This is a genomic window from Streptomyces sp. V4I8, assembly GCF_041261225.1.
Classification (GTDB): domain Bacteria; phylum Actinomycetota; class Actinomycetes; order Streptomycetales; family Streptomycetaceae; genus Streptomyces.
Genome location: NZ_JBGCCN010000001.1, coordinates 8,805,531 through 8,824,664 on the forward strand (window position 1 = coordinate 8,805,531; position 19,134 = coordinate 8,824,664).

Genomic DNA, 19,134 nt, shown 5'->3' on the forward strand with positions numbered 1-19,134 from the left:
GGAGCTACTGGCGTGGCTACGACCAGCAGAGTCACCCTTCCTCTTCCGCGAGGACCCGCTGCGCCGCCGCGAACGCCGAGTTCGCCGCCGGAACCCCGCAGTACACGGCCGTCTGGAGCAGTACGGCCCCGATCTCCTCCGGGGTCAGCCCGTTGCGCCGGGCCGCCCGCACATGCATGGCCAGCTCGTCGTAGTGGCCGTGAGCGACCAGTGCCGTCAGGGTGATCATGCTGCGCTCGCGGCGGCTGAGTGTCGGGTCGGTCCAGATCTCGCCCCAGGCGTAGCGCGAGATGAAGTCCTGGAAGCGCGCGGTGAACGGCGTCTGCCGCGCCTGGGCCCGGTCGACGTGCGCGTCACCGAGCACCTCGCGGCGCACCTCCATGCCCCGCTGGGCGCCGCCGCCGAAATGCGCGCGCAGGGCGGTCAGCACGGCCTCCGGACACTGCGCCGGCGCCAGATGCGAGGCCCCCGGCAGCTCGACGAGCGCGGCACCGGGCACGGCGTCCGCGATCTCCCGCAGATGCGCCGGAGGCGTCGCCGGATCCTCCCGCCCCGCGATCAGCAGGGTGGGCGAGGAGATCTCGGGCAGCCGTTCGCGCAGGTCGAAGGCGGCGAGCGCGTCACAGCAGGCGGCGTACGCGCCCGGATCGGCGTCGCGGTGGTCCCGGACCAACTCCGGCACGGTGAAGCCGGGCGTGAACCAGCGGTCGTTCGCGCCCGCGGCGAGCCTCGCCAGCCCTTGACTCCGCACGACCGCGGCCCGCTCCTCCCACGGCCTCGCACCGTTGAAGTGCGCCGACGAACAGATCACGGCCAGCGAGGAGACCCGCTCGGGATGGTGCACGGCCAGGTGCAACCCCACCGCACCACCCAGCGACACCCCCGCGTAAGCGAACCGCTCGATACCCAGCGAGTCGGCGAGCGCGAGCACCAGGCCGGCGAGGTCACCGACCGTCGCGCCCGCGCCGATGAGGTCGGCGGCAGACCCCCCGTGCCCCGGCAGATCCCAGCGGATGACCCGATGGGTGATCGACAGCTCGGGTGCGACCTTGTCCCACAGGGCGTACGAGGTGCCGAGCGAGGGGCCGAGAAGCAGCGGGGGAGCGGAAGTGGGGCCCTCGGCACGGTGGTTGAGCAGTTTCTCGGTCAACGTCGCTCCAGAGCACGGTCGGTGAGGGGCCCGGCGGAGCCGGTGTAGTGGGTGGGATCGAGGTCGACGTCCGTCAGTTCCGGCGCCTCGGCGAGCGGGCGGCCCTCGGACGCCAGTCGGGTGAGCAGTTCCTTGGCGCGGGCCCGGCCCAGCACCGGGGCCAGCTCGGCGGACAGCCGCTCGGACACGATCAACCCATGGGTGAGGTCGAGGTGTTCGCGCATGGCGGCAGGTCTGACCCGCAGCCCCTCGGCCAGTTCCACGGCGTCGCCGGCGGCCCCGCCGACCAGCCGCAGCAGCTCCCGCAGCGGCTCCCACTCCGCGTGCCAGGCGCCGGCCGGCCGCTCGTCCTCCGCTGCCAGCGACCCGTAAAGAGTGGCCGCGAGTTGAGGTGCCCGCCGCGCCGCGGAGGCGATCAGCATGGACCGTACGGGATTGGACTTGTGCGGCATCGCGGACGAGCCCCCGCCGCTGCCTTCCGCGAGTTCCGCGATCTCGGTGCGTGAGAGCGTGAGGACGTCCACGGCGACCTTGCCGAGCGCTCCCGCCGTGAAGGCCAGGCACCCGGCGAGATCGGCGACGGGTGTGCGCAGCGTGTGCCACGGCAACTCCGGGGCACGAAGGCCGAGTTCACGGGCGTACACCGTCGGTAGCTCGACCGGATCGGCTGCGCCGTATGCCCCGAAGGCCGCCAACGTCCCCGCCGCGCCGCCCAGTTGGGCGGGCAGCGAGTCCCGTACGGCCGTCACCCGGTCCCGCGCGTCCAGCACCAGCGACCGCCACCCGGCCGCCTTCAGCCCGAACGTCGTCGGTACGGCGTGCTGGGTGAGCGTCCGCCCCGGCATCGCGGTGTCGCGGTGCTCGGCGGCCAGCCCGGACAGAGCCCTTTCCGCACGGCCGAGGTCGCCGAGGACCAGGTCGAGGGTGCGCGCGGCGACCAGCATCGTCGCCGTGTCCATGATGTCCTGGCTGGTCGCGCCCCGGTGCACGTAGGGGCCGTACTCGCCACCGACGGCCTTCGTCAGATCCGCGACCAGGGGGATCACCGGGTTGCCGCCGGCGCGGGCACGCTCGGCGAGGGACCGTACGTCGAAGCGGGCGGCCTCCGCCGCCTCCGTCACCGCCGACGCGGCTTCGGCCGGGGCGAGACCCAGGGCGGCCTGGGCGCGGGTGAGGGCGGCCTCCGCGTCGAGCAGGGCCCGCAGGTAGGCCGCGTCGGAGGTGGCCGCCGCGGCGGGGGAGCCTGCCCACCCGGGGGCGAGCAGGCCGGTGTCCGGATCGGGAGAAGTCACTGGAACTCCAGGAAGACCGTCTCGCCTTCGCCCTGAAGGCGGATGTCGAAACGGTAGGTGCCATCGCGCTGTTCCCGCGCGATCAGCGTGTCGCGCCGCTCGGCCGGCACCCGGGCGAGCAGCGGGTCCGCGGCGAGGGCCGCCTCGTCGCCCGGCAGGTAGATCCGCGTGTACAGATGCACCAGCAGACCGCGCGCGAACACGCACACGCTGATGTACGGCGCGCTCAGCCCGCGCGCGCCCGGCCGCAGCGTCCGCGCGGTCCAGTGCCCGTTGGCGTCGGTCTGGATGCGGCCCCACCCCGTGAACTCCACGCCGTTGCGGCCCAGATAGCCGCCGCTCGCCGGGTCGCGCCGGATCGAACCGTCGACCTGCGGGACGTTGCCGTCCGGGTCGGCGCTCCACAGTTCCACGAACGCGTCGGGCAGCGGGTTGCCCCTGCCGTCGTGGATGTAGCCCTGGAGGGCGATGCCGGCCGGGTGCCCGACGGGCGCGATGTCACCGCCGCCGGGGAAGGGCAGGGCATGGCCGTAGAAGGGGCCGACCGTGTGCGAGGGGGTGGGGAGCACGGTCTCCGGGCGGCTCGTGTCGATCTTCGTCATGGCGGGTCAGCGTCCCTCTTCGATCCAGGTGGCGTTCGGTCCGTCGAGGACGATGTCCCAGTGGTAGCCCATCGAGAACTCCGGCACCGACAGGCTGTGGTCGTAGGTGGCGACCAGCCGCTGCCGGGCCGCGTCGTCCGTCACCGACTGGATGATCGGGTCGTACGGGAACAGCGGGTCGCTCGGGAAGTACATCTGCGTCACCAGCCGCTGGGTGAACGCCGTACCGAACAGCGAGAAGTGGATGTGGGCCGGCCGCCAGGCGTTGACGTGCTGGCGCCAGGGGTACGGGCCGGGCTGGATGGTGGTGAAGCGGTAGAAGCCGCTGTCGTCGGTCAGCGTGCGGCCGACGCCGGTGAAGTTCGGGTCCAGCGGGGCGTCGTGCTGCTCGCGCTGGTGGGCGTAGCGGCCGGCCGAGTTCGCCTGCCAGACCTCGATCAGCTGGCCGCGGAGCGGACGGCCGTCGCGGTCGAGGAGCCGGCCCTCGACGGTGATGCGCTCGCCGATGGGCTCCCCGTTGTGCTGCCGGGTGAGGTCGTTGTCGATCTCGGTGATGTCCCGCTCGCCGAAGGCGGGGGAGTGCAGCTCCACCAGCTCCGGGTCCTTGCTGACGTCGATCGTGATCGGCGGCTGTTTCGGATGCCGCAGCACCGAGGAGCGGTACGGGGTGTAGTCGCGGCGCGGGTGGTGCTCGACAGGGGCGCCGTCGGCGACGCGCTTCTCGTACGCGGCGCGCTCGGCCGCGATCTCCTGGTCGATGTCGTGCTGAGTGAGAGTCATGGGGGATCCTGCGTTCCGTTAACGTTCGAGGACGAGGGCGAGGCCCTGGCCGACGCCGATGCAGAGGGTGGCGACGCCGACTCCGCCGCCCTCGCGGGTGAGTTGGTGGGCGACGGTGCCGGCGAGACGGGCACCGGAGGCGCCCAGCGGGTGGCCGAGGGCGATGGCACCGCCCCGGGGGTTGAGGATCGCCGGGTCGAACTCGGGCCATTCGGCGACACAGCCCAGCACCTGGGCGGCGAAGGCCTCGTTCAGTTCGAGGACCGACAGGTCGTCGAACGTCCTGCCCGCCTTGGTGAGGGCTCGGTTGACGGCTTCGACGGGGGCGAGGCCGAAGTAGTCGGGGTCGAGGGCGTGCACGCCGGTGGCGGAGATCCGGGCGAGCGGCTCGCGGCCGGTGGCCTTCAGGCCCTCCTCGTCGACGAGGAGCAGGGCGGCGGCGCCGTCGTTGAGGGGGGAGGCGTTGCCCGCGGTGACCGTTCCGTTCTCCTTGCGGAAGGACGGCTTCAGCTTCGTCATCGCCGCGAGGGAGGCGTCCGCCCGTACGGACTCGTCGGCGGCGAAGAGGAGCGGGTCGCCCTTGCGCCGGGGGATGGAGACGGGGGCGAGCTCGGCGTCGAAGAGGCCCTGCTGCTGTGCCGCGGCCGCCTTCCGGTGCGAGGCCAGCGCGAACTCGTCCTGCTGCTCGCGGCTGATCTTGTGCTTCTCGGCGATGAGTTCGGCCGACTCGCCCAGGGGGATCGTCCACTGCGGTGCCATCTTCGGGTTGACCATGCGCCAGCCCAGGGTGGTGGAGTACAGCTCCGTGTGCGCGGCGGGGAAGGGCTTGTCGGACTTGGGCAACACGTAGGGGGCCCGGGTCATCGACTCGACGCCGCCGGCCACGGCGATGTGGGCGTCGCCGGCGGCGATGGCGCGGGCCGCCTGGATGACCGCCTCCAGGCCGGACGCGCACAGCCGGTTGACGGTGACGCCGGGCACGGAGGTGGGCAGGCCCGCGAGGAGCGCGGCCATCCTGCCCACGTTTCGGTTCTCCTCGCCGGCGCCGTTGGCGTTGCCGAAGTAGACGTCCTCGATCCGGGACGGGTCCAGGCCGGGGGTGCGGGCGAGGAGTTCACGGAGGGCGTGGGCGGCCAGGTCGTCCGGGCGGACGGAGGCGAGGGTGCCGTTGTAGCGGCCGATCGGGGTGCGGACCGCGTCGACGATGTAAACGGTGTTCACAGCAGATTCTCCGCGACGGTCAGTTTTGCGTCGGTCTTGGCGATGATCTCGTCAACGGTCACGCCGGGCGCGGTCTCCACCAGCACCAGACCGTCCTGTGTCGCATCCAGCACGCCGAGGTCGGTGATGACTCGGTTCACACACGCCTTGCCCGTGAGCGGCAGCGCGCACTCGGCGAGGATCTTCGCCGAGCCGTCCTTCGCGGTGTGGGTCATCACGACGATGACCGTGCGGGCCCCGTGCACGAGGTCCATCGCGCCGCCGATCCCGGTGATCAGCTTCCCCGGGATGGCCCAGTTCGCCAGATCACCGGTGGCGGAGACCTGCATGGCGCCGAGCACGGCGACGTCGATGTGCCCGCCCCGGATCATCGAGAAGGACAGCGCCGAGTCGAAGAAGGACGCGCCCGGCAGGACGGTGACGGTCTCCTTCCCGGCGTTGATCAGATCCGGGTCGACCTGGTCCTCGGTGGGGTAGGGGCCGGTGCCCAGGATGCCGTTCTCGGACTCCAGGATCACCTCCACACCCTCGGGGAGGTAGTTCGGGATCAGCGTCGGCAGACCGATGCCGAGATTGACGTACTGCCCGTCCCGGAGTTCGCGCGCGGCCCGCGCGGCCATCTCTTCCCGTGTCCACGCCATCAGTTGCTCACCGTCTCTCGTGCCGGGGGCACGGAAATCGTGCGCTGTTCGATGCCCTTGTCGGCGGCCTGCTCCGGGGTGAGCGCCACGACGTGCTGCACGAAGATCCCCGGCAGGTGCACCGCGTCCGGGTCGATCTCGCCGGGCTCGACGAGTTCCTCGACCTCGGCGATCGTGACCTTGCCCGCCATCGCCGCGAGGGGGTTGAAGTTGCGGGAGGACTTGTTGAAGACCAGGTTCCCGTGCCGGTCGCCCTTCGCGGCCCGCACCAGCGCGAAGTCGGTGCGGATGCCGCGCTCCAGGACGTACTCGGTGCCGTCGAACTCCCGCACCTCCTTGGGCGGCGAGGCGAGCGCGACGCCGCCGGAGCCGTCGTAGCGCCAGGGCAGTCCACCGTCGGCGACCTGGGTGCCCACACCCGCCGGGGTGTAGAAGGCGGGGATCCCGGCCCCGCCGGCCCGCAGCCGCTCGGCGAGCGTGCCTTGCGGGATCATCTCGACCTCCAGCTCGCCGGCCAGGTACTGGCGGGCGAACTCCTTGTTCGCGCCGATGTAGGAGCCGGTCACCCGAGCGATCCGTCCCGCCGACAGCAGCACGGCCAGCCCCGACTCCATCGCCCCGCAGTTGTTGGAGACGACCGACAGTCCGGACACACCGCGCTCGTACAGCGCCTGGATCAGCACGTTCGGCACACCGCTCAGCCCGAAGCCACCCACCGCGAGCGACGCGCCGTCGCCCACATCGGCCACCGCCTCCAGGGCCGTGGCGACCACCTTGTCCATCCGAGAAGCCCCATCTCTTCCGAGCTCTCAGCACCCGGATTAGTCAGGGTACTGATTATTTCAGCGAGGTTGCCTCTCACGCTGCCACCGGAGCAGTAAGCCGTCAAGACCTCGGTAAATGGCAAATCCGAGAGCCGTTCACCCAGAAGACAGTCACCCCTGGGTCCGGTATTGTTCAGTGCACCGACGATTACGACCAGGGAGCGCGCATGGCCGCCGTGGACCTCACCACCCACCCCGGGCACCTGGCCCGGCGGCTCCAGCAGGCGCACTACCTGCTGTGGAACACGATGGTCTCCGAGGAGATCACCTCGCCCCAGTTCGCCGTCCTCAACGCCCTCGTCGCCGAGCCGGGCCTGGACCAGCGAACGGTGGGGGAGCGGGTGGGGCTCGACCGGTCCACGATCGCCGAGGTGATCAGCCGGCTCGGCCGCCGCGGTCTGCTCGACAAGGTCCGCGATCCGCAGGACGGCCGCCGCTTCCTGCTGCGCCTCACGGACGAGGGGCTGCGCACGCACAAGAAGCTCACCGTGCGCACGGCTCGGATGAACCAGGTCTTCCTGGCCCCGCTCTCCACCGATGAGCAGGCGCTCTTCTTCGATCTGATCCGGCGCGTCGCGGACGCGGCCGAGGGGCTCCGCAACCCGTCGGAACCCCTCGTCGCACAACCCTGAACCTCGGTCAGGACGCTTGCGCGTTCGCCGCCTCGCGCCCGCGTGCTCAGGACGCGTTCGCGAACACCACCCACACCTGACCGTGCTTGAAGTTGACCCGCTTCCCGTCCTTGGTCGTGAACGTCGTGCCGTCCGTGGCCTTCGGACGCTTCCAGTTGACGTCGTAGGCGCGCCCGTCGCGCAGCACCCGCGCCTTCCCGGAGCCCACCGTCTCGGTGTACGGCGTGTTCTTGCCGAGGGAGTCGTGGAACGTGGACTTGCGCACCTTCACGTACTGCACGACTACCGTCCCGACCGCGATCCGCTTCCCGTCCGTCGTCTCGGCGGCCTTGCCGTCCATGGCGACGAGCCAGCGGTTCCGGCTGCCGGACCAGGTGAAGGTGTACTGGGCCAGCTCGTAGCGCACCGTCTGCGAGGTGGTGGCCCTGCCACCGGCCGGGGCGGCGCCGAAGCGGAAGCCCGTCGTCAGGGCGTCCATGCCGGGGGCCGAGGCCATGAGCCGCTGGGGCCGTAGGTACAGGTTGTGGGGTGAGGGCCGGTGCTTGCTGCGGAAGTACGCGTCGGCCGCCTTGCCGGGGGGTACCGCCTGCAAGGGGGCCTTGTCGATCAGGGGCAGGAGCCTGCCCTGCGCCCCGGAGAAGGCGAGCGTCGGCCGGTTGAACTGGCGCAGCAGCTCCAGATCGCTCTCGCGTGCGCTGCGCACCGGCCCGACGGCCTTCGGCAGCTTCGACGCGTACACCGCCATCAGACGGCTCAGTCCGCCCTCGACCTGCTCGACGTACACGACGTCGGCGGCGCTCAGACCCGTGTGGGGCCGGGCGGCCCGGGCGTTGTCGATCTTCACGGCGAGCACCGAGGCGCCGTTCGCCAGGCTCGACGAGGGCGGACGCGTCTTGCCGCGGCCGTCGTCACGCGGGCCGTCGGACATCGTGCAGCCCGCCGCGAGGGAAGCCGTCACTGCGGCCGCCAGCAGCCCCGCCATGGTCGTGGCGCGTCTCGTGCGCGCCCCTCTTTGCCTGCCCACCGTCGCCACCCGCAACCACCCGCCCAGTCCGTGTCATTAATTGTGCGCTTATCAGTTCATAGGCGTGCATACCCGCTTGCTTCCGGCTGGCCGCGTGAATCCGCCGATCGGCCCTGGCACGGACAGCCGGTCGGCCCACACCGCCGAATCGCTCGGACCGGCCGTCGACCGCCGGCCGGTCCGAGCGATTCGGCGGCGGAGCGCCGGGTACCCGGCGCCCACCGCACCAGCGGACGCACACGCCACGGAGGGAGCGCGGGGCGATGAGGGCAGTGACCTGGCAGGGCAAGCGCGACGTGCGCGTGGAGAACGTGCCCGATCCGACGATCCAGGAGCCGACGGACGCGGTCATCCGCATCACGTCCACCGGGCTGTGCGGCTCCGACCTGCACTTGTACGAGGTACTGACACCGTTCATGACACCGGGGGACATCCTCGGTCACGAGCCGATGGGCATCGTCGAGGAGGTCGGCGCCGGGGTGCCGGACCTGCAGGCGGGCGACCGGGTCGTGGTGCCGTTCCAGATCGCCTGCGGCAACTGCTGGATGTGCCTGACCGGGCTGCCGACCCAGTGCGAGACCACCCAGGTCACCGGCGAGGGCATGGGCGCGGCCCTGTTCGGCTACACCCGCCTGTACGGCGCGGTGCCGGGCGCCCAGGCCGAGTACCTGCGCGTCCCGCAGGCGCAGTACGGCCCGATCAAGATCCCGGAAGGACCGGACGACGACCGGTTCGTCTACCTCTCCGACGTCCTGCCCACCGCCTGGCAGGCGGTCCGCTACGCCGAGGTCCCGCAAGGGGGCAGCGTCGCCGTGCTCGGCCTCGGCCCCATCGGCGACATGGCCTGCCGGGTCGCCCAGGTGCAGGGCGCCGGGCGGGTGATCGGCGTGGACCTGGTGTCCGAGCGGCTGCGGCGGGCGCGTGGACGGGGCGTCGAGACGTACGACCTCAGGAGCTTCGACGACGAGAAGGAGCTCGTGGCGGCCATCCGTGACGCGACGGACGGCCGTGGCCCCGACGCCGTGATCGACGCCGTCGGCACCGAGGCCCACGGCAGCGCGGCCGCCAGGCTGGCCCAGTCGGCCTCGGCGATGCTGCCCCGCAAGATCAGCGGCCCCTTCGCCGAACGCTTCAGCATCGACCGGCTCGCCGCCCTCTACACCGCCATCGACCTGGTGCGGCGCGGCGGCACGATCTCCCTGTCCGGCGTGTACGGCGGTATGACGGACCCGATCCCGCTGCTCACCCTGTTCGACAAGCAGATCCAGATCCGGATGGGGCAGGCCAACGTGCGCCGCTGGAGCGACGACATCCTGCCCTACCTGACGGACGAGGATCCCCTCGGCGTCGACGACTTCGCCACGCACCGCGTGCCGCTGAGCGACGCCCCGCACGCGTACGAGATGTTCCAGCGCAAGGAAGAGGGCGCGATCAAGGTGCTGATGAAGCCCTGACTCCCGCTCGACAACCCGACGACTCGACAACTCGACACGAGGTCTGAACCGGTCCGGCCTGCGGCGCGAACTCGTCAGACCTGCGGCGCGAAGATCTCCGCCAGGTCGTAGCGGACCGGCTCCTCCAACTGCGCGTACGTGCAGCTCTCGGGGGCCCGGTCCGGGCGCCAGCGGCGGAAACGGGCCGTGTGCCGGAAGCGCGCCCCGTTCTCCATGTGGTCGTACGCGACCTCGGCCACCCACTCCGGTCTCAGCGGCACCCAGGACAGATCCTTCTTGCCCGACCAGCGGCTCGGCGCACCCGGCAGCCGGGCCGACTCATGGGCCGCCTCGTCGGCCCAGGCTCCCCACGGGTGCCCCGCGACATCCGCCATGCGCAGCGGCTCCAGCTCCTCGATCAGCTCGGCGCGCCGCTTCATGGGGAAGGCCGCCGACACGCCCACATGCTGGAGGGCGCCCCGGTCGTCGTAGAGACCGAGCAGCAGGGAACCCACGATCGGCCCGCTCTTGTGGAGGCGGTAACCCGCGACGACGACGTCCGCCGTCCGCTCGTGCTTGATCTTGAACATGGCCCGCTCGTCCTGGCGGTAGCGCAGGGTGAGCGGCTTGGCGATGACACCGTCCAGACCCGCCCCCTCGTACTGCTCGAACCACCCCTGGGCCGTGTCGATGTCGGTGGTCGCCGGCGCCACGTGCACCGGGGCCGTCACCCCGGACAACGCCAGGGTGAGCCGCGCCCGGCGATCCGCCAGCGGGACCTCCAGCAGCGACTCGTCCGCCAGCGCCAGCAGGTCGAACACCACGAACGACGCCGGGGTCCGCTCGGCCAGCATCCGCACCCGGGAGTCGGCCGGGTGGATGCGCTCGGTGAGCGCGTCGAAGTCCAGCCGCCCCTCGCGGGCGATGACGATCTCCCCGTCCAGCACGCACCGCTCGGGCAACCGCTCCTTCAGCCCCGCCACCAACTCGGGAAAGTACCTGGTCAGCGGCTTTCCTGTACGGCTCCCGAGCTCGACCTCGTCCCGGTCGCGGAACACGATCGCCCGGAACCCGTCCCACTTCGCCTCGTACTGCATGCCCGGCGGGATCTTCGCCACCGACTTGGCGAGCATCGGCTTCACGGGCGGCATCACCGGCAGGTCCATGCTGTCGATTCTGCTCGCATACGGCTGCTGCCGCCCGGTGTGCGAGGTGTGCCGGGTCCGCCTACCGTGGCTCGCATGGGCGAAGCGGTGGAACTGGAAGCGGGCGGCCGGACCGTGCGCCTGTCCAACCCGGGCAAGGTCTTCTTCCCCGAGCGCGGCTTCACCAAGCTGGACCTCGCCCGCTACTACATCGCCGTCGGCCCCGGCATCCTGCGCGCCCTGCGCAACCGGCCCACCACCCTGGAGCGCTACCCGGACGGCGTGACCGGCGAGTGGTTCTACCAGAAGCGGGCGCCCAAGAGCATGCCCGACTGGATCCCCACCGCCCACATCACCTTCCCCAGCGGCCGAAGCGCCGACGAGATGTGCCCCACCGAGGAGGCCGCCGTCCTGTGGGCCGCCCAGTACGGCACGCTCACCTTCCACCCCTGGCCGGTCCGCCGCGACGACGTCGACCGTCCCGACGAACTCCGCCTCGACCTCGACCCGCAGCCCGGCACCGACTTCGACGACGCCGTCCGTGCCGCCCACGAACTGCGCGCCGTACTCGACGAGTTCGGCGGTCTGCGGGGCTGGCCCAAGACCTCCGGCGGGCGCGGCCTGCACGTCTTCGTGCCCATCGAACCGCGCTGGACGTTCACCCAGGTCCGGCGGGCCGCCATCGCGGTCGGGCGGGAGCTGGAACGCCGGATGCCGGAGCAGGTGACGATCAAGTGGTGGAAGGAGGAGCGGGGCGAGCGCATCTTCGTCGACTACAACCAGACGGCCCGCGACCGCACCATCGCCTCCGCCTATTCCGTACGGCCCCGCCCGCACGCCCCCGTCTCGGCGCCCCTGCGCTGGGAGGAGGTGGGGGTCGCCCACCCCCAGGACTTCGACATCGCGACCATGCCCGCACGGTTCGGCGAACTCGGCGACGTGCACGCGGACATGGACGACCACCGCTTCTCGCTGGACGCGCTCCTGGAGCTGGCCAACAAGGACGAACGCGACCACGGACTGGGCGATCTGCCGTACCCGCCCGAGTATCCGAAGATGCCGGGTGAGCCCAAGCGGGTACAGCCGAGCCGCGCGAAGAAGGAACCGGGCGGGACGGACTAGGGGGTGTTCGAATCTCCCGCACAGCACCCACGGTGCTTGCGAAACACCCCCTAGGCCGGCCCGGCGAGCGTCACCAGCCGATGGCAGTCCCTCAGCAGCCCCTCGTCCGCCGCGACGTCATAACGCATGCTCATGCTGGAACTGTCGTCGCCACGCCGGTCGTTGCTGTGGCGCCGTGGGGAGAACAGCTCCTCGCGTATCAGGGGGAGGGCCGGTGCGGCCGCGGGCCCCATCTCGATCAGGCAGGCGGTGACGGTCGGCCGGGTTCCCGGGGAGGCCGCCCACTTGTCGAGCAGCCTCGGCAGCACCTCGTCCACGTCCCGGATGGTCTTCCACAGCGCCACGATCACGTCCGTATGCGCGTCGTGCGCCGCGAGCAGGTCCCGCAGCCGCGGAGCCAACGGCGCGGCGACCGGGCCCAGTGCGGCAGTGGCCTTCAGGGCCGGAGACAGCTCCAGCCACCTGTCCGACTGCAGGCCTTGCCGAACCAGGGGGAGGAGGGGCTCGCCCTCGCCGCCCACCGCCGACAGCGCCGCCGCCGCGTCCAGCCGGATCTCCAACGGCACCGACGCCGTGGCGACCAACTCCCGCAACCGTGGCCCCGCTTCGGCTGCCGCCGCCGACCCGTACCGGGTGAGAGCGCGCGCCAGTGACCACATGCGCATGCGCCCGATCCCGGGCTCCACCATCCTGACGAGGAGCGGCAGGGACTCGGCACAGGAAGCGCACCGAGGGCGCCGACCAGCCGTTCCCGTGCGGGACCGCCGTGGCCGGACGGCAGTGCCATGAGCCGGCGGTGCAGCTCCGGCCCCAGCGGTGCCGCGGCCTCGGGGCCGATCCTCTCGACCCACGTGCCCAGGCCCTCCGGGACGGTTCCGTCCCGCGCCAGCACCTCGGCCAGTGCGGGGACGGCCCGTGCGTCGCCCTGAAGCGCGAGCGCCTCCAGCGCCTTGCCGAAGAGGGTCCCCTCCCAGTCGCCCGGCTCCCAGGTGTCGTCCCACTCCCGTACGCACACCGCGAGGACGTCGGCGATGACCCGCGCGATCGGAGCCACGTGGCACAGCTCGGTCAGGGCACGCTGTGAGAGCCGGGGTTCGTCCTCGACCAACTGGCGGGCGAGCAGCGCGACCGGCAGGTCGTTCGGTGCCCGCCACCCCGTCAGCAGCGTGCCCGCCATGTCGACCGCGGCCATGCGCTGTCCCCAGTCCGGGGTCTGCAACTGCCCGACGAGGAGATCGAATCTGGGCTCTGTGTGATCACCGAGGGCCAGGTGCAGCTCCTCCAGCAGGTCGCCGGCCATGGAGGCGTCGACGCCACGCCGTTGTGTGGCCTCGAGCTCGCGCAGGTACGACACCATCGTGTCCGTGCGGGGCCGCTCCGGCGCGGCCGGGCGCTCGTGCCCGGCGTCGTCCTGCCCGGCCTCGTCCTGCTCGTGCGCGAGCCGCATGATGTCCAGGACGGTCTCCACCAGGTCCGCGGGCAGTGACGTGGCCCCGCAGCGCGCCAGTTGGACCAGACCCGCCAGCCGCTGCTCCGGGTGGGACGCGACCGTCACGACCTCCCGCAGTACCGCGCCCGCCTCGGCTCCGAGCGCGTCCCGGTGGTCGGCACCCAGCCTGCCGATCGCGTGGACGAGCCCGCCCACGGCGTCCGGATCCCGCTCGACGGTCAGCCGCTCCCGCAGCGAGCCCAGGACACGGGCAGGATCCGGATGCACATGGGCCAGCGCCGCTGCGGCCGCCGCACGCACCTCGGCGTCCGGATCCGCGAGCAGCCCGAGGAAGACGTCCGCGCGCCCCCGGACCGTGGCCCAGGCGTCCAGGAAAGGCCGGACGAACGCGGCGTCCTCCTCCTCGTCCTCGAAGAGGCCCCCGATCTCCTTCGGGTCGGGTTCCCGCTCACCCGCGATGCTGCACAACAGACGCACGACCGCACCCCGGTCGGCGACCGCCTCGGTGATCACGAGCTCGAAGAGGAACGGTATGCAGGCGACCGTGCTGTCGTACACATCGCCCTGGTGGTGCAACGCCCCGTACATACCGTCGAGCGCGATCTCCCGACGGGCCGGGTCGTCCGAGGCCAGATCCCGCAGCAGGTCCGGCACATCTGTCGCCGAGTCGGTGTACGCATGCCCCATCGACGCCCAGTCGACGTCGTCGATTCCCGTGAACACGTCTTTCCTCCCTTAGGGCCTGTCTGACAGTTCCCGCCTGCCCCGCGGCGCATGGCACGCACGCTCGCCGCGTTGCCGAACCGCCCACGTGGCTCCGCCACGCGGACGCTCCGGCGCCTTGCGATCGCACGCACCATGCGCCGCGGGGCCCGCCCTACGGGCGGACGACGGGAATTGTCAGACAGGCCCTGCGCAGTGGCGCACGGCGGCTGCCACTGATCGACAGCATGCCGTACGCCACTGACAAGGGGCCGTGCGGGAACCCTGGCTAGAGCTCCTTGATCCGGATGTCCCGGTACGAGACCACATCCGTCGTACCGTGCACCTGGAGACCGACATAGCCGGAGGCGAACCGGCGCCCGTCCGTGCCCGGGTCGTCCGAGCGGGGCGGAACGAAGTCCTGACCGCCGATGTTGTCGAACTCGTTGATCAGGACACCGTTGCGGTAGACCGAGTAGTGCTGGTCGACCACGCGGATCTCGTAGTCGTTCCACGTGCCCTTCTGGGTGACGCCCGCACCGGCGAGCCCCACCCGGTCGAAGCCGTAGACCGAACCTGTCTTGTACATGTCGCCGTCAGGCCGGTCGAGCACCTGCACCTCGTGCCCGTACTTGATGGCGACCCACTCCGGCCGTGGCTCCTCGGGGTGGTCGTGGACCCACGGGAAGCGGACGAAGACCCCGGAGTTGGCGTTGCCGCTGCCGGGAGCGTCGTCGCGCCACTGGAGCTTGAGCGAGAAGTCGCCGTACTTCCGCTCCGGGAACCACAGCATGCCCAGCCCCGGCTTGCTGGTGCCGCTCGTGATCGAGCCGTCACCGTTCGGCGCGAACGAACCGCCGCCCACCTGCTGCCACTTGGCGAACGACTCCGCGCTCCCGTCGAGGATCGTGCGGTAGCCCTCGGTCTGGCCGGGCTTGCCGATCCCGGACTGCCGGGCGGCCTTCCGGACGGCGGTGTACTCGCGCTGGTCGACGACCCCTTCCCTGAGGAGATCGTCCAGGACCGTCGTCACGTGCTTGAGGAACAGCGCGTGGGACGTCCACTCCTTCTCGTCCTCGATCAACTCGTTGATCCGGCACCGGCTGTTGGTGAGCCGGTTGGGGACACCCGAGTCGACCGCTCCGACGATCACGGTCAACCGCTCGTCGAACTCCGGGCAGTTGGGCGCCGGTACCTGGCCGGACACCACGGTGAAGGTCACCGTGCGGGCCGCGGCGGTGTTGCCCGCCTTGTCGGTGGCCCGGTAGGCGAGCGTGTGCGTGCCGGCGCGGTCGACGACCACCGGGGCGCCGTACGCGAGATACGGCCCGCCGTCGATCGAGTACTCGATCCGGTCGACACCGGAGCCGTGGTGCTCGTCGGTCGCCGTGACGGTCACCTTGGCGTTGCCGATGTACGCCCCGTCCGAGTTTCTGGTGCCCTCGACCGTCACACCGGTCACCGGCGGGGTCGTGTCCGGTTGGGGCGCCGCCACGACCGTGAACTGCACGTTCTTCTCCGCCGAGACGTTCCCCGCCTTGTCGGTGGCCCGGTAGCGCACCGTATGGCTGCCGGCCTCGTGCACCATCACGGGCGCGGTGTACGGCTGCCAGACGCCGGAGCCGATCGCGTACTCGATGGTGTTGACGCCGGAACCGGTGTCGGAGGCGGAGACAGTGACGGTCGCCATGTCGACATACGTGCCGTCGGAGTTCTGCTCACCGCTCACCGTCGCCGAGGTCTCCGGCGCGGTCGTGTCCTCGGTGGGCGGCGGCACCACCGTGAACGCCACGTTCTTCTCCGCCGAGACGTTCCCCGCCTTGTCCAGGGCGCGGTAGCGGATCATGTGGTCGCCGACCTGGTCGACGACGACCGGGGTGGTGTACGGCTGCCAGGCGCCCGCGTCACCGATCGCGTACTCGACGCGGTCGACCCCGGAGCCGCCCTCCTCGTCGGTGGCGTGGATCGCCACGCTCGCCGAACCGACGTACTGGCCCTGTGAGTTCTGCGTCCCGCTGACGTGCGCCGAGGCCTCGGGTGCGGTCGTGTCCTCGCCGCTGCCCTCGGTCACCACGAGGATGCCCTGCATCTGCCCGTGGCCGGGGATCGTGCAGTAGTAGCGGTACCGGCCGGGGGTGAGCGTGACCTCGGCGGTGTGGCGGCCGCCCTGGTCGTCGTTCGGGTTGGCGAGGATGTTCAGCTGGACGTCGTTGTTGTACTCCGGGTCGGACGTGTCGAACGTCAACGTGTGCGGCATCCCGGTGGTGTTGCCGGTCGCCGTGCTGTTCTCGAAGACGATCGTCGTCGTGCCCGCCACGGCGGTCGCGGGCGCCGAGGCGTACTTGGTGATGTCGTCACCGGCGGTCCAGGTGAGGACCTGTGCGGCCGCCGCCTGAGGCTGGGGCTGTGGCTGTCCGGTCGCGGGCAACGGCTGCAGTCCGAGCACCACGAGCAGCGCGGCCAACAGGGCCGCCCACATTCTTCGTTGCCGTGTCACTGCGTCCCCCTCGCCAGCTGGTCGGCGGCCGGAGTCGGTGCGCCGCCCGTGTAAGTGACCCGCCACAGCGCCGACTTGGCGTCCGAGGTGAAGAAGCCGCGGCCGTAGTCGAGCACATACAGCGCACCGTCCGGACCGAACTTCCAGTCCATGAGGTTCTTGATGCCGTCGTTGCCGGTCGGCACGATCTTCTTCAGCGACTCCGAGTGGACCGGCAGACCGCCGTCACCATGCGTCTTCGGGTCGGTGATCACCGCGTTGCGCGGCTGGTCGGCGTCGTAGAAGTCGCCGACGAACCACTTGCCGTCCCAGTAGGCCGGCCACCTGGTCTCACCGCCGCCCGCCGCGTCGTACCGGTACACCGGCCCGTTCATCGCCGCCTGACCGCCGCCCTTGAGCCACGGCAGCCCATAGGTGGCCTCCTCCTGCTTGTACGACGGGACGCCGTTCGCGTCGCGCGGGAAGTCCGGGGCGCCGCCCTGGGGCGAGTACCAGATGTTGTTGCCGGTGACCGGCGGGAGGTTGACGAGGCCGTCGTTGTTCGGCGACTCGTTCTTCGGGTGGTCGCAGTCGTACCAGCCCAGCGGTTTCGTCGGGTCGGGCAGATTGCGGTCCCGGTAGGGCTGCTTGTTGCCCATGCAGTACGGCCAGCCCCGGTTGCCCGCCTTGGTGATGACGGCGAACGTGTCGTACTTCGCCGGGCCCCAGGTGGTGGAGGGCGCCGAGGCGTCCGGGCCGACCCAGCCCGCGTACAGGACGTCGGTCCGCTGGTCGACGGAGATGCGAGCGGGGTTCCTGACCCCCATCACATAGATCTCGCCGCGTGTCTTGCCGCCGCCCTCGTCGGTCTCCCTGCCGGTGAAGAGGTTGCCCTCCGGCAGCGTGTACGTGCCGTCCGGCTCCGGGTGGATGCGCAGGATCTTGCCGTTGAGGTTGTTGGTGTTGCCGGCGGTGCGGCGCGCGTCGGCGAAGGACACGCCCTTGTAGTCGGGCTCGGGGTTGTTGCCCGAGTAACCGCCGCTGAAGCCACTGGAGTTGTTGTCGCCGGTCGCGATGTACAGGTTGCCCTTGGAGTCCCAGGCCATCCCGCCGCCCGAGTGGCAGCAACTGTGGACCTGAACCGGCCACTTGAGCAGCACCTTCTCACTGCTCAGGTCCAGCTTGTTCGTCGCGAGGTCGAGCGTGAAGCGGGAGACGCGTCGCTCGGCCATCCGTGTGTCCCGGTTGATCTGCGAGTGCGGGGTGTAGTGCAGATACACCCAGCCGTTGTCCTCGAAGCGCGGGTCGAGCTCGATGCCGAGGAGCCCCTCCTCGACCTTGGTCAGTTCGTCACCGCCGCCCTTGTTGCCGAAGACGGTCAACGCCCCGGCCAGAGTGACCTTCTCGGTCTTCGGGTCGTAGACGTGGATCTCGCCCCTGCCCTTGCCGATGTCCGGGTTGTTCCAGTCGGTGATCACCGGCTGGGAGGAGTCGGCACCGCCCCGGCCGATGTAGAACACCCGTCCGTCGGGCGCCGTGACCAGGCCGTGCGGCTCGCCGATCTGGTCGTTCCGGCCCGGCTGGTTGGGCTGGGTGAGACGCTCGGCCTTGTAGTTGCCGGTGATGGTGGCCTTGCAGTCGGCTTGCACCAGCCGGGTGGTCCACAGCAGGGCGCCGCGCAGATGCGTACGGAAGTCGCTCTCGTCGTACGACGACACCGTGCCGCCCATGCCGGTGTAGAAGGAGCGGCCGCCGTCGTAGTCACGGCACCAACTCACCGGGTGGTCCCAGCCGTTGGCGCCCGTGCCCGGCTGGTAGGTCGACTCCCGTACCCGGGCGACGGTGTGCACCGCGCCCGAGGGGTTCTTGGCCCAGTTCAGCCACTTGTCCGGCCGTTTCCACTGCACCGGCAGTTCCTTGGTGGCCGGGTGCTGCCGGTCACCGACCTCGACGACGGCCCGCTGTACGTTCGTCGGGCCGCCGGCCGCCGGGCGGGCGCCGACGAGACCGGTGAACCAGTCGGAGTACGGCTCCGCGCGGGCCGCGTCATGGATGCCGACGAAACCGCCGCCCGCCTCCATGTAGGCCTCCAGGCCCGCCTCCTGCTCGGGGTCGAGGACATCGCCGCCGCCGGTGAGGAACACGATGGCGTTGAAACGGCCCAGTCTGGTCTCGTTGGTGAAGACCGAGGCGTCGTTCGTGGCCTCGATCCTGAAACGCTGGTCGGCCGGGCCCGAAAGGCCGATCTTCTCGATCGCCCCGATGCCGGCGTTCACCAGCGGCGACTCGTCGCCGGCGGCCGCGGAGCCGTAGAAGATGAGCACCCGGACATTCGCGCCGCCCGGCGGCGACTTGACGGACATCGTTGTCAGGGGTGGCTCCGGGGCCGGGCGCGCGTCGGCGGCCGGGGCGGACATCAGCCCGGCGGCGACGATCCCGGTGGTCACAGCGGCCACCCAGGTCTGTCTTCTCGTGCTCAACCCTCGTAAGTGCATGGGCACCTCCACGGTCACAGCAACAGCGACAAGGAAGCTAGACCCCTTTGAACGACTCGCCAATACCTATGGCCGTACTGGGACCAACTTTGTCCTGAGTGTGGATAAACGGGAGATCGACCGGTACCGTCTCACCGGTTCATCC

16 protein-coding genes are annotated in these 19,134 nt (G+C 70.9%); 3 read left to right on the top strand and 13 right to left on the bottom strand.

Annotated elements, in window-relative coordinates; all coding sequences use genetic code 11:
• Window positions 1-31: 31 nt before the first annotated feature.
• From pcaD to ABIE67_RS40065, 7 genes are read right to left on the bottom strand one after another with little or no spacing between them, the layout of a single operon-like run.
• Entirely contained in the window at window positions 32-1,150 is a 1,119-nt protein-coding gene (pcaD, locus tag ABIE67_RS40035; protein WP_370266468.1) for a 3-oxoadipate enol-lactonase, read from the bottom strand.
• On the bottom strand, window positions 1,147-2,442 hold the full coding sequence (gene pcaB / locus ABIE67_RS40040; RefSeq protein ID WP_370266469.1) for a 3-carboxy-cis,cis-muconate cycloisomerase: 1,296 nt from the start codon (window positions 2,440-2,442) through the stop codon (window positions 1,147-1,149). The genes pcaD and pcaB overlap by 4 nt, the downstream gene beginning before the upstream one ends.
• On the bottom strand, window positions 2,439-3,044 hold the full coding sequence (gene pcaG / locus ABIE67_RS40045; RefSeq protein ID WP_370266470.1) for a protocatechuate 3,4-dioxygenase subunit alpha: 606 nt from the start codon (window positions 3,042-3,044) through the stop codon (window positions 2,439-2,441). The genes pcaB and pcaG overlap by 4 nt, the downstream gene beginning before the upstream one ends.
• A 6-nt stretch (window positions 3,045-3,050) precedes the next feature.
• Complete coding sequence (gene pcaH, locus ABIE67_RS40050) at window positions 3,051-3,824, bottom strand: protocatechuate 3,4-dioxygenase subunit beta (protein WP_370266471.1); 774 nt, start codon at window positions 3,822-3,824, stop codon at window positions 3,051-3,053.
• Window positions 3,825-3,842: 18 nt separating this feature from the next.
• The gene (locus ABIE67_RS40055; protein ID WP_370266472.1) at window positions 3,843-5,045 is read right to left on the bottom strand and encodes an acetyl-CoA C-acyltransferase; all 1,203 of its coding nucleotides are present in this window, start codon (window positions 5,043-5,045) and stop codon (window positions 3,843-3,845) included.
• Window positions 5,042-5,686, bottom strand: a complete 645-nt coding sequence (locus ABIE67_RS40060) for a CoA transferase subunit B (RefSeq protein ID WP_370266473.1) — start codon at window positions 5,684-5,686, stop codon at window positions 5,042-5,044. The genes ABIE67_RS40055 and ABIE67_RS40060 overlap by 4 nt, the downstream gene beginning before the upstream one ends.
• Window positions 5,686-6,468 (bottom strand): CoA transferase subunit A, encoded by a 783-nt coding sequence (locus ABIE67_RS40065; RefSeq protein ID WP_370266474.1) that lies wholly within the window; start codon window positions 6,466-6,468, stop codon window positions 5,686-5,688. The genes ABIE67_RS40060 and ABIE67_RS40065 overlap by 1 nt, the downstream gene beginning before the upstream one ends.
• A 209-nt stretch (window positions 6,469-6,677) precedes the next feature.
• Here ABIE67_RS40065 and ABIE67_RS40070 point away from each other — a divergent pair, with 209 nt between their 5' ends.
• A complete protein-coding gene (locus ABIE67_RS40070; RefSeq protein WP_370266475.1) occupies window positions 6,678-7,142 on the top strand; it encodes a MarR family winged helix-turn-helix transcriptional regulator in 465 nt (154 codons plus the stop codon).
• A gap of 46 nt (window positions 7,143-7,188) precedes the next feature.
• On the opposite strand, the gene ABIE67_RS40075 is transcribed toward ABIE67_RS40070, so the two are convergent.
• Window positions 7,189-8,124: a DUF3048 domain-containing protein gene (locus ABIE67_RS40075; RefSeq protein WP_370269415.1), complete on the bottom strand. Its 936-nt coding sequence runs from the start codon at window positions 8,122-8,124 to the stop codon at window positions 7,189-7,191.
• A gap of 305 nt (window positions 8,125-8,429) precedes the next feature.
• Here ABIE67_RS40075 and ABIE67_RS40080 point away from each other — a divergent pair, with 305 nt between their 5' ends.
• Complete coding sequence (locus ABIE67_RS40080; protein ID WP_370266476.1) at window positions 8,430-9,620, top strand: zinc-dependent alcohol dehydrogenase; 1,191 nt, start codon at window positions 8,430-8,432, stop codon at window positions 9,618-9,620.
• Between the two features lie 74 nt (window positions 9,621-9,694).
• Here ABIE67_RS40080 and ABIE67_RS40085 read toward each other — a convergent pair whose 3' ends face one another.
• Window positions 9,695-10,765, bottom strand: a complete 1,071-nt coding sequence (locus ABIE67_RS40085; RefSeq protein ID WP_370266477.1) for an ATP-dependent DNA ligase — start codon at window positions 10,763-10,765, stop codon at window positions 9,695-9,697.
• 75 nt (window positions 10,766-10,840) lie between these two features.
• Between ABIE67_RS40085 and ligD the strand changes: the two genes are divergently transcribed.
• Complete coding sequence (gene ligD / locus ABIE67_RS40090; RefSeq protein ID WP_370266478.1) at window positions 10,841-11,866, top strand: non-homologous end-joining DNA ligase; 1,026 nt, start codon at window positions 10,841-10,843, stop codon at window positions 11,864-11,866.
• A gap of 50 nt (window positions 11,867-11,916) precedes the next feature.
• Here the strand turns inward: ligD and ABIE67_RS40095 are convergent, their stop codons facing one another.
• The 4 genes from ABIE67_RS40095 to ABIE67_RS40110 all read right to left on the bottom strand — a co-directional run bounded on the left by ABIE67_RS40095 (window position 11,917) and on the right by ABIE67_RS40110 (window position 18,989).
• A complete protein-coding gene (locus ABIE67_RS40095; RefSeq protein ID WP_370266479.1) occupies window positions 11,917-12,267 on the bottom strand; it encodes a hypothetical protein in 351 nt (116 codons plus the stop codon).
• 35 nt (window positions 12,268-12,302) lie between these two features.
• Window positions 12,303-14,039: a hypothetical protein gene (locus ABIE67_RS40100; RefSeq protein WP_370266480.1), complete on the bottom strand. Its 1,737-nt coding sequence runs from the start codon at window positions 14,037-14,039 to the stop codon at window positions 12,303-12,305.
• A 268-nt stretch (window positions 14,040-14,307) separates the two neighbouring features.
• The gene (locus ABIE67_RS40105; RefSeq protein ID WP_370269420.1) at window positions 14,308-16,497 is read right to left on the bottom strand and encodes a family 16 glycoside hydrolase; all 2,190 of its coding nucleotides are present in this window, start codon (window positions 16,495-16,497) and stop codon (window positions 14,308-14,310) included.
• Window positions 16,498-16,511: 14 nt separating this feature from the next.
• On the bottom strand, window positions 16,512-18,989 hold the full coding sequence (locus ABIE67_RS40110) for a ThuA domain-containing protein (RefSeq protein WP_370266481.1): 2,478 nt from the start codon (window positions 18,987-18,989) through the stop codon (window positions 16,512-16,514).
• Window positions 18,990-19,134 lie beyond the last annotated feature (145 nt).